The sequence below is a fragment of the Streptomyces yerevanensis genome (assembly GCF_000716805.1).
GTDB classification, from domain to species: Bacteria; Actinomycetota; Actinomycetes; order Streptomycetales; family Streptomycetaceae; genus Streptomyces; species Streptomyces flaveus.
This window is the reverse complement of record NZ_JNWJ01000002.1, coordinates 53,544-74,447: the sequence shown is the minus strand read 5'-3', so window position 1 is coordinate 74,447 and position 20,904 is coordinate 53,544. Positions and strand designations below refer to the sequence as shown.

Genomic DNA, 20,904 nt, shown 5'->3' with positions numbered 1-20,904 from the left:
GGAGACCAATAACCATGGCGAAGATCCTCTTCGTGATCACCGCGTCCGACCACTGGACGCTGGCCGACGGGGCCCGGCACCCGGCCGGCTTCTGGGCCGAGGAAGCCCTCGGCCCGTACCAGGTCTTCAAGGAGGCCGGATACGAGATCGCGGCGGCGACACCCGGCGGTGTGCCACCCACGGCGGACGTGCTCAGCCTCAGCCCGGAGTTCAACGGCGGCGAGGAAGGCGCGCAGCGCATGCGGACCGCACTGCGCGAGGCGACCGAGCTGGCGCACCCGATGCGTATCGAGGACGTACGCATCGACGAGTACGAGGCCGTCTTCTATCCCGGCGGCTGGGGCCCGATGGAGGACCTGCCCGACGACGCCGCGTCCGGCAGGCTGCTCACCGAGTGGCTCGCCTCGGGCAAACTGGTGTCCCTGGTGTGCCATGGACCCGCGGCACTGCTGGCCACCATCGGTCCCGACGGGACGTCCCCGTTCTCCGGCTACCGCCTGACCGGCCTCTCCAACGCCGAGGAGAAGCAGAACGGTCTCGCGGACCGCGCGAAGTGGCTGCTGCAGGACCGCCTCGTCGACGAACTCGGGGCGGACTACCGCGAGGCCGATCCGTTCACCCCGCACGTCGAGATCGACCGAACTCTGTACACCGGCCAGAACCCGGGCTCGGCGGTTCCGCTGGCCCAGGCGGTGCTCAAGGCACTGGGCTGAGCCGGCTGGGCTGATCGCTCGACCAGGGGAAGGATTTCTCCCCCCTCACAACGCCGGACGTTTGTGCCACGCTGCACAGCATGAACCGCAACCCCCATCTGAACGAGCTGGGTGAGTTCCTCAAGGCCCGCCGTGCCGAGCTCAGTCCCTCCGAGGTCGGGCTCCGCGGCGGGCAACGGCGGCGTGTGCGTGGTCTGCGCCGCGAGGAAGTGGCTCTTCTCGCGGCGATCAGCACCGAGTACTACGCCCGGATCGAGCAGGGCCGTCTCCAGGCGTCGGCTCCCCTTCTGAACGAGATCGCCCGGGTGCTCCGCCTGAACGAGGACCAGCGCACCTACCTCTTCGAGCTCGCGGCGAAAGACAGGGTGCGCCCGGCCAGGTCAGGCGACCGCCAGCAGGTGGATACGCAGCTCCAGCGCATGCTGGACGATCTCACCGCCACTCCGGCCTTCGTCATCGGCCGACGGACCGACATCCTCGGCTGGAACCAGCTCGCCGCCGCGCTGTGGACCGATTTCGCACGTTTCCCAGAGCGGGAACGCGTGTTCGTCCGGCTGCTGTTCACCGAACCCTGGATGCGCGAGCTGTACGTGGACTGGGAAGAGGTCACCCGCCTTGCCATCGCGCAGTTGCGCATGGAGACCGCGCGCTACCCCGGCGACCAGCGTCTCGCCGCTCTGGTCGAGGAGCTCTCCGCCCGCGACACACAGTTCCGGCAGTGGTGGACCGAACACGACGTCGCGATGCGAGGCAAGGGCACCAAGAAGCTTCGTCACCCGGCGGTGGGAGAGCTGACCCTCGACTGGGACACGCTCACATGCGGCACGGACCCCGAGCAGCACATCATCGTGTGGACCGCCGCACCCGGTTCCCCTTCCTACGACGAACTGCGTCTCCTGGCCTCCTGGGGCGCGGACCAGAAGCGGACGGCGTCCGACACCGTCGCGTAAACCTCCCCCCCATTGATTCGGACACCTCGACGAATGCGGCCCTCGGCGAGTGGCGCTACGGATCCGGCGTCATCGGACCTCCAGTGACTGGCTCGCGGCGGCAGGCGCAGCCGTCGCCGCGGCGGCCTGTTGTGTGAAGGTCCGGGCGAGGGCGTCGGCGCCGTGTGCCAGCAGGCCCACGTCGACACCGACGGCGGTGAACGTGGTCCCGAGTTCGATGCACCGCCGCGCGAACGCGGGGTTGGTCGTCAGCACGCCGACCGGTTTGCCCGCCGCACGCACGCGGCCGATCGCGTGCTCGACCGCCTCGGTGACGGTCGGTGCGTTCGGGTCTCCGGGGTGGCCGAGGCTGGCTGCCAGGTCGCTGGGGCCGATGAAGATCCCGTCCACGCCGTCGACGGACGCGATCTGCTCGATCTGCTCCAGGGCGTGTCGCGATTCGACCTGGACGAGCACGCACAGCTCGGTGTGCGCCAGTGCGGCGTAGTCCTTGACACGACCGAACCTGGTGGCCCTGGTCAATGCCGCCACGCCACGGACGCCGATGGGGGCGTAACGGGTGGCGGCGACGGCGGCGCGCGCTTCCTCGGCCGACTCGACCTGCGGAATCAGCAGCGTCTGCGCGCCGACGTCCAGGAGCCGCTTGATCACCACGGGATCGTTGACCGGAGGACGCACCACGGGCGAGCAGGGGTACGGGGCGACCGCCTGGAGTTGTGCGAGCACGATCGCGATGTCGGCGTGCGAGTGCTCGGTGTCGAGAAGCAGCCAGTCGAAGCCGGCGCCGGCGACGATCTCGGCCGGGTACGGGTCGGCCAGCGAGCACCACATGCCGATCATCTGCTCGCCTCGGGCAAGCGCCGCTTTGAACGCGTTCGTCGGCAGGGGCCACTGGTCTGGTGCGGGCTGTGCTGCGCCGGTCGGCGGGTTGTGCGTGGTCACTGGAACGCCACCCCGATCGAACCCAGCGGGCCGAAGTCGGCGTGGACGACGGTGTTCGCCTCGACCGAGACCGGTCGCGTGAACGAGCCCGACAGCAGCATCTGACCGGCTTTCAGGTGCTGGCCGACCGCGGCGAGCTTGTTCCCGAGCCAGGCGATGCCTGCCGCCGGGTGGCCCATGACGGCGGCCGAGACGCCGGACTCCTCGATCACCCCGTTCTTCGCCAACGTCGCGGCCACCCACCGGACGTCGAGGTCCATCGGGCGCACGACTCGACCACCGACCACCATCGCCGCCGCGGCGGCGTTGTCCGCGATGGTGTCGGTGATCGCGCGCGGCACCTCGGTGCGGTAGTCGATGACCTCGAGCGCGGGGACGACGTACTCCGTCGCCCGCAGGACGTCGTGGACGCGTAGGTCCGGACCGTGCAGGTCCTTGCCGAGCACGAAGGCGAGTTCGACCTCCAGTCTGGGCTTCATGTAGCGGCTCGCGTCGAGGCGGGCGCCGTCGCCCACGACCATGTCGTCGGTGAGGAAGCCGTAGTCGGGTTCCGTCATCTTCGAGGCCATCTGCATGGCGCGAGACGTCAGTCCGATCTTGTGCCCGACGAGCCGAGCGCCGGCCGCCACGCGCTCCGCCGCCCAGAGCTGCTGGATGGCGTAGGCGTCGACGATCTCCAGATCGGGATAGGTACGGCTGAGTTGGGTGATCGGTTTACGGTCACGGTCGGCCTGCATCAGGGCAGCTGCGGCCGCGCGACGTTCTGCTTCGCTGATCACTGGGTTCCTCTCGGGAGTACGTCCAGCTCGGTGTCGCGCTTGGCCGACACGGGCGGGGTCGGCAGCCAGGCCTCACCCGGCTCGACGACGAAGGTGAACTCGAGGCTGTACCAGGGCTCGGTCACGTCCGGGTCCGGCGCCGGCTCGTTCTCTTGGCGTACGTACGTGCCGACGAGGCTCTGTACGACGCCGAACTGCGCGTCGGTCTCCAGGATGGGGTCGTCGTGGCTGTAGAGCTGGGACGCGATCGTCTTGTATCCGGGTTTGTGGATCAGCGCGTGGATATGGGCCGGCCGGAAGGGATGGCGCTTGAGCGCGGTCAGGAGCTCGCCCACGGGCCCGCCCATCGGTATCGGGTAACCGGACGGCTTGATACTGCGGAAGGCGAACACTCCTTCCTCGTCACTGAAGAACTTGCCGCGGAGATTCCACTCGGCCTGCTCGGGGTCCTGGTTCTCATAGAGGCCGGCCGGTGACGCGTGCCAGACGTCGACTTCCGCGCCGTCGACCGCTTCTCCGTCGGTGTCGACTATCCGGCCGGTGAAGAACAGCGGCGGTCCCTCGGTGGGCGAGCGGACGATCGACTCACCGTTGTTCATCCTCGGGCTGCCCTGGCGCCAGAACGGACCGAGCAGGTTCGCCGAGGTCGGCTTGTCTTCGGTGCCGTTGTTCATCAGGGCGACCAGCGTTGACAGGCCCAGCGAACCCGCCATCAGCCTGACCTCGTTGTGGCTGGGCGTGGTGAGCCGGCCGAGCCTGGTCACGATGTCGAGGGCGGCGTCGAACTCCTTCTCGGTCAGCCGCACTTCGCGGGCGAGATCGTGCAGGTGGCGCACCAGCGCCTGGATGATCTCCTTGACCCTCGGGTCACCGGCCCGCTCCGTCTCGGCAAGTACCGCCGCGGTGAGCTGGAGTTCGTCTTGGATGATCACGTCGGCGTCTCCTCGTAACGGTCGGCTGCCGGCCCGCGGTGAGCACTGCCCCGCGCAGTATCCGAAGGCCGTCCGGCCCGCACAACGCCACCGTCCATCCAATGGACCACGAGAAAGTGATCAGCTGTGGCGGACCTTGACGCCAGGGCTCCAGCCGAGGAGGCGGGAGATGCCGAGACCGCTCGCGATCACGGACGGAAGCACTGCCGGGTGCTTCACCGAGTCAGTGCGCACGACCACGGACAGCGCCGCCACGACATGGCCTTCGCCGTCCACGATGCGCGTGGCCACCGAATCGGTACCGGGGGTCAACTCTCCTCGCACCGTGGCCGTCCCGGTGCGACGGCAGTCGGCGATCTCCTTGCGCAGCACCTCCGGTGCCACGATGCTTCGCGACGAGTACTCCTGGAGCTCGCCTGCCAGCACGGTCTCGATCAGCTCCGTACCGCCGTGGCTGAGCAGCACCTTGCCCACACCCGTGCAGTGCAGTGGAAGCCGCCCACCGACCTGGGAGACGAGCTCTGGCGCCTCCGGCGCGGACAGTCTCTCGATGATCACCGCTTCCTGGCCTTCCAGGACCGCGAGTTGCACGTGCTGGTGAAGTGCTGTGTAGAGATCCTCGAGGAACGGCTGGGCCAGTGTGCGCAGTGATTCGGTGAGCGGGGCCAGGGTCCCAAGTTGCCACAGCCGCAGTCCCACCGTGAATCTGCCGTCCGGCCGACGGTCCAGCGCGCCGAAGTCGGCGAGTTCCACGGCCAGTCTCCGCACGGTGGCGTGCGGCATGCCCGTCTTGCGCACCAGGTCGGCGAGGCTGAGCGCACTGTGCCCGGGCTGGAACGCGAACAGCACTTCCAGCAGGCGGGAGCCCACTGTCCTGCCGGGTTCGCTGGTGCGGGGCATACGGTACGGCCTCCTCGCTGTGCGGTACCGCTCGTCCTGCCGACTCAGGACCGTACGCATGGCAGAACCGTACGCATGGCAGATCCGGACTCAGCGGCCCATCGTGACACCCGACCCGGCGATCCAGGACTCGTCTCCCCCAAGCCGCCTTTCACCGTGAACCCGGCTCTCGTTCGTCAGGCTGCCTCATCCCGCGCCTGCTGATACGGGTCGGCCGTCCACGACGCGAGAAAGCGCAGTCCGTCATGGGACGGGGTCCCGGGCTCGGCGGTCCAGACCACCAACTGCTGTGCGGGGGCGGCTGTGCAGGTCAGGCTGTCCCAGTCGAGAGTGAGGTCGCCGGCGACCGGGTGGCGCAGTCTCTGGGTGCCCACCCGCAAGCCGGCCACCTGACGCCCGGCCCACCACTGCCGGAAGTCGGCGTCGACCACCGACAACTCGCCGACGAGCGCGGCCAGTTCGGGGTCGCCCGGGTACTGGGCGGCCTCCAGGCACAGTTCGGCGACGCAGTTCCGGGCGATCGTCCTCCAGTTGAGGTGAAGCCCGCGGAAGCAGGGGCTGGTGAAGCACAGCCGGGCGTAGTTGCGCTTCTTCTCCGGAACCTGGCCGAAGTCCGTGAGCAGAGCGGCCGCCAGAGGGTTCCAGGCCAGGATGTCCATGCGACGGCCCAGGACGAGCGCGGGGGCCGCGGTCAACTCGTCCAGGAGACGCCTGAGTTGCGGCTGGACCTTCTGCGCCGACCGGCGGCGCGGCACGTACTCGTCTCTCGCGGCCAGCTCGAACAGGCGGTCACGCTGGTCGTCGTCGAGGTGCAGGACACGGACGAGCGTGGCGAGCACCGACATCGGAGCACGGGCACGCCCCTGCTCCAACCGCGTGTAGTAGTCGGTACTGACGGCAGCGAGCACGGCGACCTCCTCCCGGCGCAGGCCGGCCACCCGCCGGGGGCCACCGGTGTCGGGCAGGCCTACGGTGCGCGGGCTCAACTCGGCCCGCCGCGCCTTGAGGAATTCTCCCAGCTCGTTCAGATGCGCGTCGCTGGTCATACGCCCAGTCTCGCACCGCTCAGCCTTCGCCAGGGGGGTAAGGATTCCTCCCCTGGATAAGTAATTCCCGGGATGGAATTCTCCCCTTTGCGGGCTCACTCAATGGCGGCAGGCTCGATGAGGTGGCCGCCGACCAGGACCGGCCCGTGGAGAACATTCACCGTACAGGCGGGGCCGCCGACCCCGGGACCGGGATTGTTTTCGAATGCCACCGATATTCCGTATTCCATATTCCATGCGGCTGACGGAGGAGGCGAGAAAGGACGGTGAGGACGGATGTCACGTTCCTCGGCAATGACCTGACGCCGCCCGGTCACCTCCACACTCCTGGCAGCGTGCCGGTCGCCCGCTGCCCGCGATCGTCCATCCGCGGGGCGACCTGACGAGCCTGAGAGAGCATCATGCGAGCAACCATCATTCACGCGCCCGGTGACATCCGGGTGGAGAACGCCCCAGAGCCGAAGATCGTGGCGCCGACGGACGCGGTCATCCGGACCGCCGCCGCCTGCGTGTGCGGCTCCGATCTGTGGAGCTACCGGGGTGTCCTGCCGGTCACCGAGCCGCAGCCGATCGGCCACGAATACGTCGGCGTCGTCGAGGAGGTCGGCAGCGACGTAACGAACGTCGAGCCGGGCCAGTTCGTCATCGGTTCCTTCGTCGCCTCCGACAACACCTGCCCGATCTGCCAGGCCGGCTACCACACCTCCTGCCGGCACGCGCAGTGGGTCACCGGCTGCCAGGCCGAGTACGTCCGCGTCCCCCTCGCCGACGGCACCCTGGTCGCCACCCCGGAGCAGCCGGCCGAGGAGCTGATCCCGGACCTGCTGGCCCTGTCCGACGTCATGGGCACCGGCTGGTACGCCGCCAGGGCGGCCGAGGTGAAGCCCGGTTCGACGGCCGTGGTCGTCGGTGACGGCGCGGTGGGCCTGTCCGGCGTCATCGCCGCGAGGGAACTGGGAGCCGAACGCATCATCGCCATGAGCCGCCACGAGTCCCGGCAGAAGCTGGCCCTGGAGTTCGGCGCCACCGACATCGTCACCGAGCGCGGCGAGGAAGGCATCGCCCGCGTCAAGGAACTGACGAACGGCGTCGGCGCCGACTCCGTACTCGAGTGCGTCGGCACGCAGCAGTCGATGCAGCAGGCCCTGCAGTCCACCCGCCCGGGCGGCAACGTCGGCTTCGTCGGCATGCCGCACGACGTGCAGATCGACGGTCTGCAGCTCTTCTTCTCCCATGTCGGTCTGCGCGGTGGCCCCGCCCCCGTGCGCGCCTACCTTCCCGACCTGATCGACCGCGTCTTCAGCGGCCGTATCAACCCGGGCAAGGTCTTCGACCTCACCCTGCCCCTGGACGAGGTCGCCGAAGGCTACAAGGCCATGGACGAGCGCCGCGCCATCAAGACGCTGCTGCGTCCCTGACCCGAACCCTGGCGGTGGGGGGCGCGGGATCAGCCGCGCCCACCACCGCCGGCACCAACGAGCGGCAACCTCGCCCGCCCACCGCAGCCCAGCAGAACGGACCGACCGCCATGACCAGCGAGGCGATTCTCACCGTCGAGGCGTACTTCGAAGCCCTCGGCGCCCGCGACATGGAGCGGATCCTCTCCCGCTTCGCTCCCGACGCGACCTGGACGATCCCGGGCGATCCGGCACTGACGCCCTGGGCCGGTCACCGCACCGGGCCAAAGGACATCGAGCAGTCCCTCACCGCGTTCTTCGCAGCCGTCGATCCGCTCGTGTTCGAGCTGCAGACCATGGTGGAGGCCGACGGACGGGTACTGGTACCGGGCCGTTACGCCTCCCGGTTCCGTCCCTCGGGGCAGGTGCTCGAAAGCGAGATGATCCTGCGTTTCACCGTCGCCGACGGACTGATCACCGACTACCGCGTCTTCGAGGACTCGCTCGGCATCACGCGTACCTGCCTCGGTGAGCCGCTCACCACCGCTCCCGCCTGACCGCAGGTCTGCCCAGACCCGTTCGTCCCCAGTCCCCAGTCCGCAGTCCGCCCACACGGGAGCAACAGTCATGCTCGGTCTCGAACTCGTCGTGCTCCTGGGCGTGGCTCTGCTACTGGGCCAGGTCATCGCCCAGCGCTTCCGCGTAGCACCACCCGTCGTACTGCTGATCGTGGGTGCTCTTCTGGGGCTCGTCCCGGCCGCGCGTCAGACTCAACTGCCGCCGGAAGTGGTGCTGTTGCTCTTCCTGCCGGTGTTGCTGTACTGGGAGAGCCTCACCACGTCCATCCGGGAGATCCGTTCCAACCTGCGCGGCATCGTCCTGCTCAGCACGGTCCTGGTGATCCTCACCGCGGGGGCCGTGGCCGTCGCCGGGCACGCGCTCGGACTGCCGTGGGGACCGGCCTGGGCGCTGGGCGCGGCGGTGGCTCCCACCGACGCGACAGCGGTCGGCGTCCTGGCCCGCTCCCTGCCGCGCCGTCAGGTCACCGTGCTGCGTGCCGAAAGCCTCGTCAACGACGGCACCGCACTGGTCATCTTCGGCCTGGCGGTCGGCATCACCGTCGGCGAGGAACACCTCACCGTTCCGCACGTGGGCGCGCTGTTCCTCCTGGCCTACGGCGGCGGGGCAGCGGTCGGCGTGCTGGTCGCCTGGATCAACATGAACCTGCGGCGCCGCCTGGACGATCCCCTGCTCGGCAATCTCGTCATGATCCTGGCGCCGTTCACGGCGTTTCTGCTCGCCGAGCTGATCCACGCCTCCGGTGTCCTCGCGGTCGTCGTGAGCGGGCTGATCATGGCCCAGGTGGCTCCCAGCCTCATCCGCGCCGAGCATCGCCGCCAGGCGCTGGCCTTCTGGCCACTGCTCACCTTCATCATCAACGGCGCACTGTTCGTCCTGGTCGGAGTGGAACTCCAGTACGCACTCCGGCACTTGGACCGCTCCGACCTCCAGGACGCCCTGATCGCGATCGGCGTGGTCAGCGTGGTGCTGGTCATGGTCCGGTTCGCGTTCCTGTTCTCCTCCGCCTACCTGATCCGCCTGCTCGACCGGCGTCCTGAGCAGCGGCTGCGCAGAATCAGTCACCGGGCCCGCACCGTCAGCGGGTTCGCGGGCTTCCGGGGCGCGGTGTCGCTCGCCGTGGCGCTCTCGGTGCCGGAGACCCTCGACTCGGGTGAGCCGTTCCCCGACCGTGCCTTCATCGTCTTCGTCACCTCCGGCGTCATCGTGGTCACTCTCGTGGTGCAGGGACTGCTGCTGCCGGGCGTGGTGCGCTGGGCCCGGCTGCCGCGCGACACGTCCGTCGACGAGGAGCAGGTCCTCGCCGAGACAAAGGCGACCGAGGAAGCCATCACAGCACTGCCGCGACTCGCTGCCGAACTGGGCACCACCCCGAAAGTCATGGAGTGGCTGAGCCAGGAGTACGGGGCCCACCTGGCGACCGTACGGGCCAAGGACGCGGGCACCGACGACGATCCCGCCCTGCTCCACAACCGCCACTACACCGACCTCCGCCTCGCCCTCATCGCCCACAGACGCGCAACCGTCGTCCGCCTGCGCGACGAGGGACAGATCGACGACACCGTGCTGCGCCGGCTCCAGGCCGCGCTGGACAACGAAGAGGTGCGGCTGGCCGGACGCGAGCAGGTGGAGTGACCCGAGCCCGACACCCGCCTTCACACAAGCCCCCCGGAAGGGATCCCTGTCATGTCCTCCGGCCTGATCGACGTCCACGCCCACCTCCTGCCCGACTTCTACGTCCAGCAGGCGACAACGGCGGGCCACGCTCACCCCGATGGCATGGGCGGCTGGCCGTCGTGGTCCGTGAAAGCCCACCTGGACCTGATGGACCGCAACGGCATCGAGACCGCGATGCTGTCCATGTCCTCCCCCGGCGTGCACTTCGGCGACGACAAGGCGGCCCGCCTCCTCGCCCGGCGCGTCAACGAGTTCGCCGCCGAACTGACCCGCGAACACCCCTGCCGCTTCGGCAATTTCGTGTCGCTTCCCCTGCCGGACATGGACGGCTCGTTGGAGGAGATCGCATTCGCCTTCGACGAACTCGACGCCGACGGCGTGGCCTTGCTGACGCACACGCACGGTGTGTACCTGGGCGACCAGCGCCTCGACCCGGTCTTCGCGGAACTCGACCGCCGCCGGGCCGTGGTCTTCCTGCACCCCACCTCACCGGTGTGCTGGGAACAGTCCGCACTCGGCAGACCACGGCCGATGGTCGAGTACATCTTCGACACGGCCCGTGCCGTCACGGACCTGGTGATGGCGGGCGTCCTGACGCGACATCAGAACATGCAGGTGATCGTTCCGCACGGCGGTGGCGCGGTTCCCGTCCTGGCCGACCGCATCAACGAGTTCATGAGGCTGTTCCTGCCTTCGGAGAATTCGGCCTCCCTCGATGCCGTGCAGCAACTACAGCGCCTGTACTACGACATGGCGGGCACGGCGTTCCCACGCCAGGTCCCCGCGCTGCTGAAGCTCGTCGATCCGGACCGCGTACTGTTCGGCAGCGACTACTGCTGGACGCCTCCCCCGCTGGCCGACGCCCACATCGCGGCGATCGACGCGGCCGAGTCACCGGCAGAGGGGACCACGTGGCGTTCCCTGACGACGGCCAACGCCAAACGCCTGTTCCCGGGGGCTGCGCGGTGAACGACAGCCGCCCAGGCTCAGCGCGATCACGCGGTCAACATCGCTCGGCTGTGAACGTCGACCGGTGTTGGCATCAACAAGGTTGGCATCAACAAGGAGGAAGAATGCACACGCGAACGCTCGGGCGAAACCTCCGAGTCTCCGCCATCGGTCTCGGCGCAATGGGAATGTCCCAGAGCTACGGCCCGAACCCCGGTGATCGAAGCGACATGATCGCCGTGCTCCGTGGGGCCGTGGACCGCGGGGTCACGTTTTTCGACACCGCGGAGGTGTACGGCCCCTACGTCAACGAGGAACTCGTCGGAGAGGCCCTCGCTCCGGTACGTGACCAAGTGGTGATCGCCACGAAGTTCGGATTCCGCATCGAGAACGGTGCGTCAGCCGGACTCAACAGCCGGCCCGAGCAGATCCGTGCCGTCGCCACGGCCTCCCTCGAACGGCTCGGGGTCGAGACGATCGACCTGTTCTATCAGCACCGCGTTGATCCACAGGTGCCGATCGAAGACGTCGCCGGCGCGGTGGGCGAGCTTGTGCAGGAGGGCAAGGTCCGCTGCTTCGGGCTCTCGGAGGCCAGTGCGGAGACTATCCGCCGTGCTCACTCGGTCCACCCGGTCACGGCAGTGCAGAGCGAGTACTCGCTGTGGACCCGAGATCCCGAGTCACAGGTCCTGCCGACGTGCGCGGCGCTCGGAATCGGATTCGTGCCCTTCAGCCCGCTCGGCAAGGGGTTCCTGACCGGGGCGGTGGACGCCTCCACGTCGTTCGCGGCCGGCGACGTCCGAACAACCATTCCACGGTTCACGGCCGAGAATCGAGCGGCCAACCAGGCTCTCGTCGAGCACATTGCAACGCTCGCGCAGGCCAAGGACGCCACACCGGGGCAGGTCGCCCTTGCCTGGCTGCTTGCACAGCATCCGTCGATCGTTCCGATTCCCGGAACGCGGCGCATCGCGCGTATCGAGGAGAACACCGGCGCCGCCCAACTGCCGCTCTCCGCCGACGAACTGTCGGACCTCAATGAACTCGCCGGCCGGGTCGGGGTACAGGGAGACCGCTACAACGAGCACCACATGTCGCTGGTCGACAAGTAGCCAGACGAACGGAAGCGAGCTGCGGGCGGGCGCACCGGTTTCGGTGGCAGCACCCGTTCGCAGCCATTTCCGCCGGTAGCGAGCCGCACACCAATGAAGGTCGTGATCGGGCCCATCGCGGATGGGATGGCTTCCACCTCACGGAAGCCGTCCCACGCGTACGGGCACGGTACCCCCGAGTACACGCTGCCGACGCCACCCAACCCTGCGGACCAGGCTCAGTCCTTGTCAGAAACGGTGGGCGGGTATGCGGGTGAAGTTTCCCCGTGATCTTGGACACTCGATGTTATGCCGCGAGGGTGTGTTGGTGCCGCTGTCCGGTCTCGGCCGGGGTGAGGTAGCCGAAGATCTTGTGCTTGCGCAGGCGGCGGCGGTTGCAGAAGGTCTCGATGAACCGGTCGCTCTCCTTCACGAAGAAGGCCGTCGCTTTTTTCAGGATCTCGATCGTCTGCTGCTGTTCGCGGTTCTCCTTGCGGAGCCGGCGCAGTTCCTCACGCTCGGCGCTGGTCAGCTCGCCGGGCTGCCCCTCGCCCCGGTCTGCCTTGGCCCGGCGGTACCAGCCGCGCAAGGACTCCGAGCTGATGCCGAGTTCCCGGGCGACCGCGGTGACCGTCTTACCCGAGGAGTCCACGAGCGCGATCGCGTCCCGCTTGAACTCCTCGGTGTACCGCTTCGTGTACTTGCTTCCCACCTGGTGCTACTTCCTCTGGAACCTCAGGTCCCAGTCTCCAGGTGTCCACGATCAAGGGGAAGCTTCAACCATGGGCGACGGGGACAGATGTGGCCGGGAAGGCCTGACCCTCCCGAGCCCGGGAGACGACGCTCGCCGGCGCAGAGACAGATGTCGGCCGGTGCGTCGAACTCACCGTAACCGCCCCGGGCGACCTGTTGCCCGTCACAACAATTACTGGAAGCTGACCTGGCCACGATTGGGACCTTATGCACTGTTTGCGGATGGAGGAACCTACGAACTTGAGAATTCGCTGAGTATTCGGCGCGCACATTCGTATCTGAGGATGCGCTTCCCCCATGCCGGAAGTCCTGCCGGCTCCGGAGATGTCCTTGAGAGGCCTGATGAGACGCAACACGCGAAGAAGATCGAAGACCGCCCGCCGGGCGGTAGGCGCGGCGGCCGCACTGGCCATAGGGGCCGGTGGACTGGTGGCGGTCAACCTCTACGCCTCGGCCGACGAAACCAGCGCGTCGAAGGGCTCTGCCCAGAACCAGGCGCTCGCGGCTGGAACCTCCACCATTGACTGCCCCGACGTCGGCCAGCAGTTGAAATCAGTGCCTGCCAAGGCGAAGGCCCAGGTCGACAAGGAGCTGGCACTCCTCGACAAGCAGATATCCGAGGCATACCAGCGCCTCTCCACCTCCCAGAAGGCGATTCAGCAGGACCCCAACTTCGCCCAGAACGCGATCGTGGGTCCGCTGAAGGACAAGCGGAAGGCGACGATCGACCGGATCGCCATCGCCATCGGCCGTGTGGCAGCCAAGCCGCAGGGCCTCGACGCATTGGCGGCCTGCACGTTGCGCGCCACCGGCAACCAGCCCGCCGCCGGTCAGGGTGGCAACAGCACCAATGCCGGAGGGACCGGCAACGGCCCCGTCGCCGCCGACTTCGTGGACATCACCAAGGTGAAGTCCAATGTGCGCACGCCGGCCAAGTCGGCGAAGGCTTCAAAGGGCGTCTTCGTCAGCAAGTGCGGAGTGAACGCCAACAAGCTGTACAACAGCGACAACGTCATCGTCGCGCCCGGTGTCACCAACGGCGCACACCACCTGCACGATTACATCGGCAACCAGGACAACGACGCTTTCTCGAGCGACCAGGACTTCGCCAAGGCCGGGACCAGCTGCCAGAACAGGGGCGACAAGTCGTCCTACTACTGGCCGGTGCTGCGCCTGCAGGACGGCACCAAGGAGTTCGACGCCGACAAGCAGGGCGGCGGTGCCGAGGGCAACACGGGCCGGATTCTGACGGCTAAGAAGGCCACCTTGAACTTCGTGGGCAGCCCCCGCGGCAAGGTGGTGGCGATGCCCAAGTTCCTGCGCATCATCACCGGTGACGCCAAGGCGTTCGTCAACGGCACGGCCAACGCCAACGCCTCATGGAGCTGCACCGGCTTCGAGAACAAGGTGCAGTTGAAGGACAAGTACCCCCTCTGCCCGTCAGGCAGCGACGTGGTGCGCACCTTCAAGTTCCAGAGCTGCTGGGACGGCACGAACATCGACAGCGCCAACCACCGTACGCACGTGGCCTTCGCTGACGCGGGCGGCAACTGCCCGACCGGCTTCAAGGCCATTCCCCAGTTGGTGCAACGTCTGGTGTACGACGTGGACGCGCCCAGCGTCAAGGACAACGGCAAGACCCGTCCGTTCTTCTCGCTGGACAGCTTCCCCGAACAGCAGCACAAGCCGGTCACCGACCACGGTGACTTCATCAACGTCTTCGACGCGAAGCTGATGAACAAGGCGGTCCAGTGCATCAACACCGGACGTAAGTGCAGCTGAGTCCGAGTACCGGGCGGTGGGCGTCGCGCTGACGACGCCCACCGCCATGAACGGAATGCTGGTGGGAACGCCACGTCCGAGGCGTCAAGCGGGCAGCGCACCATCGACATGTTGCGTTTCTCAGTCACACCGAAGGACGACCGCCACCTCCAGCGTGGCATCGGCCAAGCTCGTCCTCGACGCCCTCGACATGGCCCTGTGGCGCCGTGACCGCGTCGGAACTCCCGCTGGGCCGGGGCTGGTTCATCATTCGGATGCGGGCAGTCAGTACACGTCGTTCGCGTTCAGCGCGCACCTCCTCGAGGCCGACATCGACGCCTCGCTCGGCACCGTCGGCGACGCCCTGGACAACGCGCCCATGGAATCCCAGATCGGCCTCTGCAAGACCGAGTTGATCAAACCCCGCAAGCCCTGGCACGGCCTGGCCGACGTGGAACTGGCCACCGCGGAATGGGTCGACCGGTTCAACAACCAGCGCCTCCACACCGCGATCGGCGACATCCCGCCCCACGAGCACGAGACCAACCACTACGCTCAACACCAACCCCAACCGGCGGCTGGAGCCAACGCATAGAGCCTCCACCGATCAGCGGTTCAGACTGCCGCGGTCCCCTGCCGCTAAAAGCGGCCCATCCGCCTCGCCACGCAGGAAATGGTCCAAGGAGCCCCCGAGGATGGGCACGGCGAGTAACGCGCAGCGGTCAAAAAACGGCCAGCCCGCCACAACGTCCGGCCTGCCGAGGCCAGAAACCCGGTCGGAGTCACACGGATCGACCAGGACGATCACTGCGCTGAGGCGGCCCGCACCGATCGCAGTCGGCATCTGTCGCCGACTCTCCGGTCGGTGTCCGCACCGCATCTGACGAGCCGACTCGAGGATCAGCCTGTGTTCCAGACCCCGGCCCGGTCGGTGCCTTGTCCGCAGCCGCGTGACGACAGAAGCCAGGCTCGGCGCCCATGCGCCTCAACAGTTCGGTCGAGTCGGGTTACAGCCCCCACCACTTCAATCAGTCCGGCCAACAGACCCTCCGCTGACTGCATCATGGCCGGGGCCGGCCCCACAGCAGACGCCTCACCGATGCGGCACGACAGGCCGAACAACAACACGCAAGGGCCTGCCCGGGTGTAGGCGCCAGCGATCACGACGACAGCGACCAGCAGCCCGCCCTCGATCGGCCGTACCTCCGGGTGGCCCCGTTGAGCAACCGACCCGACTGACGCGAGCCGTTGAGGACACCGGCACCTGACACGGCGCCGACAAGTACCAATTCCGGCACCGCACGCTGGAGTGAACGGCGCGAGCAGGCTGGGAGCACGCCAGCCTGCGAAGTCCCGGCCCGGACGATCCCGTGCTGTCATCCCCACTCCTCCATGCGGCATCCCCACTCCTCCATGCGGTGCGCAGACACCCCAAAAGGCCGAAGATCGGAGCCATTTTCACCCCCTGCCCGCAAGGTGGATCGCTCCACAGGGCTCCCGCCGTCCGGCTCCCGGTGCGGGCCCAGCTCCGGTCCGGTCGTGATGCACACGGGCACACCAACGCGCGCGGGCACGGACGCGGTCACGGCCGTGGAAGCGCCATCAGCGTGGACACTCCGGGCCACGCCGCCCTATGGGCCACTGCACGGCCGCCATCGCACGGCCTCATGCCCTCTCCGGGTTCATGGCGCACAGGAGGCAGAGAGGTCGCCGCGTTGCGACAGCGTCACCTAATTGTTATGGCGGATAACAAATAGCACCGCCCGCACTCTGGCGCACGGGTTCCGGAGCGCCGTAAGTTCCCGCTCACAACATTCAGCCGGGCGGATCACCCGACACCCGGCAATTCCCCCGAGAGCGCGCTTCTCGCCTTTCTTCTCACCACCCTCGTACGTCCGGTCGTCCGGCCGTAACACCAGAAAGGACCCTGCCCATGCGCAAGGGACTCCTCCTCACCGCCGCCTCGGTGGCACTGGTCAGCTCGCTCACCGCCTGTGGCGACGACTCGTCGAGCGGCAGTGACTCAGGCTCCGACGCCAAGCCGAAGATCGGTGTGATCCTCCCGGACAGCAAGTCCTCGGCCCGCTGGGAGACCGCGGACCGCAAGTACCTCTCCGAGGCGTTCAAGGCGGCGGGCGTCGAGTACGACATCCAGAACGCGCAGGGCGACAAGCAGGAGTTCCAGACCATCGCGGACCAGATGATCACCAGCGGCGTGAACGTCCTGGTGATCGTGAACCTGGACAGCGGCACGGGTAAGGCGGTTCTGGACAAGGCCAAGGCGCAGGGCGTCGCCACGATCGACTACGACCGGCTCACCCTCGGCGGCTCCGCGCAGTACTACGTGAGCTTCGACAACACCGCGGTCGGCAAGCTGCAGGGTGAGGGCCTCAGCAAGTGCCTGAGCGACATGAAGGCCAAGAAGCCCATCGTCGCCACGCTCAACGGCTCCCCGACGGACAACAACGCCACGCTCTTCGCCGAGGGCTACAACGGCGTCCTCGACCCGAAGTACAAGTCGGGCGACTACGTGAAGGGCCCGGACCAGTCCGTCCCGGACTGGGACAACGCCCAGGCCGGCACCATCTTCGAGCAGATGCTCACCAGCGAGCCCAAGGTTGGCGGCGTGCTCGCCGCCAACGACGGTCTCGGCAACGCGGCCATCGCCGTCCTGCGCAAGCAGAACCGCAACGGCGAGGTCCCGGTCACCGGCCAGGACGCCACCGTGCAGGGCCTGCAGAACATCCTCGCGGGCGACCAGTGCATGACCGTCTACAAGGCGGTCAAGAAGGAGGCCGACGCCACGGCCAAGCTCGCCATCTCCCTCGCCAAGGGCGAGAAGGGCGAGACGAACGCGGCCGTCGAGGACCCCGAGGGCAAGCGCAAGGTCCCGTCCGTGCTGGAGACGCCGGTGGCCATCTACAAGGACAACGTCAAGGACGTCGTGGACGACGGCTTCGTCACCAAGGCAGAGCTGTGCACGGGCAAGTACGCCGCCCTGTGCACCAAGGCCGGCATCCAGTAACCCTGACCGGCCGACCGGACCGTCACACCTGGTCCGGCCGGCCCGACCGCGGGCCCCGGGGCTCCCACCCCCCGGGGCCCGCGACCTCACGACCGTAAGGAGCCGTCTTCCATGACAGCGACCCCGATCCTTCGACTGCGCGGGATCGACAAGAGCTTCGGCGCCGTGCAGGTACTGCACGACGTGTCCTTCGACGTCCACCCGGGGGAGGTGACCGCCCTCGTCGGAGACAACGGCGCAGGCAAGTCCACCCTGGTCAAGTGCATCGGCGGGATCCACCCGATCGACGGCGGCGAGTACTGGTTCGAAAATGAGCAGGTCCAGGTGCACAGCCCGCGTGACGCGGCGGCAATGGGCGTCGAGATCGTGTACCAGGACCTGGCACTCTGCGACAACCTCGACATCGTGCAGAACATGTTCCTCGGCCGCGAGAAGCGCCGGGGACTCGTCCTGGACGACGCGACGATGGAGGAGATGGCCGCCCAGACCCTCGAAGGGCTGTCGGTCCGCACCGTCAAGTCCATCCGCCAGCAGGTCTCCAGTCTCTCCGGCGGCCAGCGGCAGACCGTGGCCATCGCCAAGGCCGTGCTGTGGAACAGCAAGGTCGTCATCCTGGACGAGCCGACCGCCGCGCTCGGTGTCGCCCAGACGGCACAGGTTCTCGAACTGGTCCGGCGGCTGGCCGACAACGGTCTCGCCGTGGTCCTGATCTCGCACAACATGAACGACGTCTTCGCGGTGTCCGACCGGATCGCCGCCCTCTACCTGGGCCGGACGGCCGCCCAGGTCAGCACGTCGGACGTGACGTACTCCCAGGTCGTCGAACTCATCACCTCAGGCCGCAGCGGGGACCTCGGCCTCGCCCACAGCAACGGAGCCACCGCATGACCGCCGCAGTCGCCCCCGAGAAGCCGGAGCTGCCGCGCAGTCCCGGTACGTCGAAGAAGAACGGAGCGGCCGGGACCGTGAGTCTGCGCTCGGTCGCCCGGAACTACGTCGAGCGGGTACGGGGCGGCGAGTTGGGCGCCCTCCCCGCCATACTCGGCCTGATCGTCCTGTGCGTGTTCTTCGCCGCCCTGCGCCCGGTCTTCCTGTCCGAGCTGAACTTCGCCAACCTGCTGACCCAGGGCGCGGGCAGCATCGCCATCGCCATGGGCCTGGTCTTCGTCCTCCTCCTCGGCGAGATCGACCTGTCCGCGGGGTACGCCAGCGGGGTCTGCGCCGCCGTCCTGGCCATCCTGCTCACCGACCACGGATGGCCCTGGTACGGCGCGGCCGGCGCGGCGATCCTCAGCGGTACGGTCATCGGCCTGCTGCTCGGCCTGCTGGTGGCGAAGGTCGGCATCCCCTCCTTCGTGGTCACCCTGGCCGCCTTCCTCGGGTTCCAGGGCATCGTGCTGATGCTGCTGAAGGAAGGCACCAACATCTCCATCCGGGACCAGACGATCCTGGCCGTCGCCAACAACAACCTCTCCCCCGCGCTGGGTTGGGTACTGCTCGCCGTCAGTGTCGGGGCGTACGCGGCGATCCAGCTCCGGAAGAACCGCAATCGCCGGCGGCGCGGGCTCGCCCCCGCTCCACTCACCCTGCTCGCAGTCAGGATCGGCGGCATGGCGGTGCTCGGTGCGATCGCCGTCCACCTGCTCAACCAGGAGCGCAGCCGCAACGTCATCGTCGACTCGCTCAAGGGCGTGCCGATCGTGGTGCCGGTCATCGCCGTCCTGCTCGTCGCCGGTACGTTCCTGCTCCAGCGCACCTCGTTCGGCCTGCACATCTACGCGGTGGGCGGTAACGCCGAGGCGGCCCGCCGGGCCGGCATCAACGTGGCGGCCATTCGGATCTCCGCGTTCGTCATCTGCTCGTCCCTGGCCGCGGTCGGCGGCATCATCGCCGCGTCCCGGGGCAACTCGGTCGACCCCAACACCGGTGGCAGCAACGTGCTGTTGCTGGCGGTCGGCGCCGCCGTGATCGGCGGGACGAGCCTGTTCGGCGGGCGGGGAAGGGTCGTTGACGCCGTGCTCGGCGGCATGGTGGTCGCGGTCATCCAGAACGGCATGGGCCTGATGGGGTACAGCTCAGGGGTCAAGTACGCTGTCACGGGTTCGGTTCTGCTGGTGGCCGCAGGCGTGGATGCGCTGTCCCGTCGCCGGGCCGTACAACGATGAGGTCTGGGGCTCCATGAAAGCCGGTCCCTCGCAGGAGGAGATTCGCCGGCACAACCTCGGCACCCTGCTCCGTCATCTGCACATCGGCGGATCCATGTCGCGGGCCGTCCTGGCCGAGCGCATGGGACTCAACCGCAGCACCATCCTGGGTCTGGTGAGCGAGCTGGGCTCGGCCGGCCTGGTCCGTGAGGAACTGCCCCGCGAGACCGGCAGGGCCGGCCGTCCGTCCCTGGTCGTACGGCCCGAGTCCGACCGCGTGTACGTCCTCGCCTTCGACGTGGGCGTGGACCGGCTGGCCGCCGCGCGCATCGGCCTGGGCGGGGTCTTCCTCGACCACAGGGAGATCCCCGTGCTTCCCGGCCGTCGCGACGCCGGCAAGGTGGCCGAGGTCCTCGCCGGAGCCGCGCTGGAAATGGTGAGCACAGCACGGCACGGCACCTACTGCGTCGGCGTGGCCGCCGCCGTCCGCGGGATGGTGCGCCGACCCGACGGCCTCGTCCGCGCCGCCCCCTACCTCGGCTGGGAGGACGAGGAGTTCGGCGAGGACCTCATGCGCCGGCTGGGCCTCGGCCTTCCCGTCTCGGTGGGTAACGAGGCCAGTCTCGGTGCGCTCGCGGAGCACCTGCGCGGTGCCGGGACCGGCTGCCAGGACCTCGTGTACCTGCATGGTGACATCGGCATCGGCGGCGGTGTCATCACCGGTGGCCAACTGCTGGGCGGCGACAGCGGATACGGCGGCGAGATCGGGCACATGGTCGTCAACCCGCGAAATGGCAGGCCCTGTGGCTGCGGGGGGCGCGGCTGCCTCGAAGCCGAGGCGGGGGAGCGCGCCCTGCTGGAGACCGCGCAGCGCGACCCGTCGGCCACTGGCCGGGAAGCCGTACGCGCCGTCGTCGAAGCGGCCGACCGGGGAGACATCACCGCCCGCGCCGCCCTGCACGACGTAGGCGACTGGCTCGGCATCGGCGTCGCCAACCTGGTCAATGTGCTCAACCCGCGCACGGTCATCTTCGGCGGGACGCTCCGCGAGGTGTTCCTCGGCTCGGCCGCCCAGATCCGCAGCCGTATCAACCGCCTTGCCCTCACGGCCTCCCGCGAGAACCTGCGGCTGCGAGTGGGGGAACTCGGCGACGACGCGGTGCTCATCGGAGCCGCCGAACTCGCCTTCTCCGAGATCCTGGTCGGCCCTCTGGAGACGCTGGCCCGCGCCGGTGCATAGCCAGTACGGCGACGCGAAGGGCACGAA

19 protein-coding genes are annotated in these 20,904 nt (G+C 68.2%); 13 read left to right on the top strand and 6 right to left on the bottom strand.

The genetic code is table 11. The features are described 5' to 3' along the window. Positions 1–14 precede the first annotated feature (14 nt). Together OP79_RS02345 and OP79_RS02340 are read left to right on the top strand one after the other, a co-directional pair. Complete coding sequence (locus tag OP79_RS02345; RefSeq protein ID WP_033318192.1) at positions 15–713, top strand: type 1 glutamine amidotransferase domain-containing protein; 699 nt, start codon at positions 15–17, stop codon at positions 711–713. 80 nt (positions 714–793) lie between these two features. Next, entirely contained in the window at positions 794–1,663 is an 870-nt protein-coding gene (locus OP79_RS02340) for a helix-turn-helix domain-containing protein (protein WP_033318191.1), read from the top strand. 69 nt (positions 1,664–1,732) lie between these two features. On the opposite strand, the gene OP79_RS02335 is transcribed toward OP79_RS02340, so the two are convergent. From OP79_RS02335 to OP79_RS02315, 5 genes are all read right to left on the bottom strand, one after another. Then, positions 1,733–2,605 (bottom strand): aldolase/citrate lyase family protein, encoded by an 873-nt coding sequence (locus tag OP79_RS02335; RefSeq protein ID WP_063741857.1) that lies wholly within the window; start codon positions 2,603–2,605, stop codon positions 1,733–1,735. After that, positions 2,602–3,384 (bottom strand): fumarylacetoacetate hydrolase family protein, encoded by a 783-nt coding sequence (locus tag OP79_RS02330; RefSeq protein ID WP_033318190.1) that lies wholly within the window; start codon positions 3,382–3,384, stop codon positions 2,602–2,604. Before OP79_RS02330 ends, OP79_RS02335 begins: the two co-directional genes overlap by 4 nt. Next, positions 3,381–4,316 carry a dioxygenase family protein gene (locus OP79_RS02325; protein ID WP_033318189.1) on the bottom strand — a complete coding sequence of 312 codons (936 nt, stop codon included), beginning with the start codon at positions 4,314–4,316 and terminating at the stop codon, positions 3,381–3,383. Before OP79_RS02325 ends, OP79_RS02330 begins: the two co-directional genes overlap by 4 nt. 120 nt (positions 4,317–4,436) lie before the next feature. Further along, positions 4,437–5,216 carry an IclR family transcriptional regulator gene (locus tag OP79_RS02320; RefSeq protein ID WP_033318188.1) on the bottom strand — a complete coding sequence of 260 codons (780 nt, stop codon included), beginning with the start codon at positions 5,214–5,216 and terminating at the stop codon, positions 4,437–4,439. A 176-nt stretch (positions 5,217–5,392) separates the two neighbouring features. After that, positions 5,393–6,262 carry a helix-turn-helix transcriptional regulator gene (locus tag OP79_RS02315; RefSeq protein ID WP_033318187.1) on the bottom strand — a complete coding sequence of 290 codons (870 nt, stop codon included), beginning with the start codon at positions 6,260–6,262 and terminating at the stop codon, positions 5,393–5,395. A gap of 401 nt (positions 6,263–6,663) precedes the next feature. Between OP79_RS02315 and OP79_RS02310 the strand changes: the two genes are divergently transcribed. From OP79_RS02310 to OP79_RS02290, 5 genes are all read left to right on the top strand, one after another. After that, on the top strand, positions 6,664–7,680 hold the full coding sequence (locus tag OP79_RS02310; protein WP_033318186.1) for a zinc-dependent alcohol dehydrogenase family protein: 1,017 nt from the start codon (positions 6,664–6,666) through the stop codon (positions 7,678–7,680). Positions 7,681–7,790: 110 nt separating this feature from the next. Further along, the gene (locus tag OP79_RS02305; protein ID WP_033318185.1) at positions 7,791–8,216 is read left to right on the top strand and encodes a nuclear transport factor 2 family protein; all 426 of its coding nucleotides are present in this window, start codon (positions 7,791–7,793) and stop codon (positions 8,214–8,216) included. Positions 8,217–8,286: 70 nt separating this feature from the next. Further along, positions 8,287–9,873, top strand: a complete 1,587-nt coding sequence (locus OP79_RS02300; protein WP_033318184.1) for a Na+/H+ antiporter — start codon at positions 8,287–8,289, stop codon at positions 9,871–9,873. A 51-nt stretch (positions 9,874–9,924) separates the two neighbouring features. Beyond that, positions 9,925–10,884: an amidohydrolase family protein gene (locus tag OP79_RS02295; protein ID WP_033318183.1), complete on the top strand. Its 960-nt coding sequence runs from the start codon at positions 9,925–9,927 to the stop codon at positions 10,882–10,884. 104 nt (positions 10,885–10,988) lie between these two features. Then, the gene (locus OP79_RS02290) at positions 10,989–11,975 is read left to right on the top strand and encodes an aldo/keto reductase (protein WP_033318182.1); all 987 of its coding nucleotides are present in this window, start codon (positions 10,989–10,991) and stop codon (positions 11,973–11,975) included. A 286-nt stretch (positions 11,976–12,261) separates the two neighbouring features. Here the strand turns inward: OP79_RS02290 and OP79_RS02285 are convergent, their stop codons facing one another. Next, positions 12,262–12,666: a transposase gene (locus OP79_RS02285; protein ID WP_078491568.1), complete on the bottom strand. Its 405-nt coding sequence runs from the start codon at positions 12,664–12,666 to the stop codon at positions 12,262–12,264. Positions 12,667–13,049: 383 nt separating this feature from the next. On the opposite strand from OP79_RS02285, the gene OP79_RS02280 reads away from it, so the two are divergent. The 6 genes from OP79_RS02280 (at position 13,050) to OP79_RS02250 (ending at position 20,877) form a co-directional block, all read left to right on the top strand. Further along, positions 13,050–14,489, top strand: a complete 1,440-nt coding sequence (locus OP79_RS02280) for a DUF1996 domain-containing protein (protein ID WP_033318388.1) — start codon at positions 13,050–13,052, stop codon at positions 14,487–14,489. Between the two features lie 154 nt (positions 14,490–14,643). Then, complete coding sequence (locus tag OP79_RS02275) at positions 14,644–15,063, top strand: integrase core domain-containing protein (RefSeq protein ID WP_157857266.1); 420 nt, start codon at positions 14,644–14,646, stop codon at positions 15,061–15,063. A 1,338-nt stretch (positions 15,064–16,401) separates the two neighbouring features. Continuing rightward, entirely contained in the window at positions 16,402–17,493 is a 1,092-nt protein-coding gene (locus OP79_RS02265; RefSeq protein WP_033318180.1) for a sugar ABC transporter substrate-binding protein, read from the top strand. Positions 17,494–17,604: 111 nt separating this feature from the next. Further along, on the top strand, positions 17,605–18,381 hold the full coding sequence (locus OP79_RS02260; RefSeq protein WP_033318179.1) for an ATP-binding cassette domain-containing protein: 777 nt from the start codon (positions 17,605–17,607) through the stop codon (positions 18,379–18,381). Continuing rightward, a complete protein-coding gene (locus OP79_RS02255; RefSeq protein ID WP_033318178.1) occupies positions 18,378–19,658 on the top strand; it encodes a sugar ABC transporter permease in 1,281 nt (426 codons plus the stop codon). The genes OP79_RS02260 and OP79_RS02255 overlap by 4 nt, the downstream gene beginning before the upstream one ends. Positions 19,659–19,671: 13 nt before the next feature. Continuing rightward, positions 19,672–20,877, top strand: a complete 1,206-nt coding sequence (locus OP79_RS02250) for an ROK family transcriptional regulator (protein ID WP_033318386.1) — start codon at positions 19,672–19,674, stop codon at positions 20,875–20,877. Positions 20,878–20,904 lie beyond the last annotated feature (27 nt).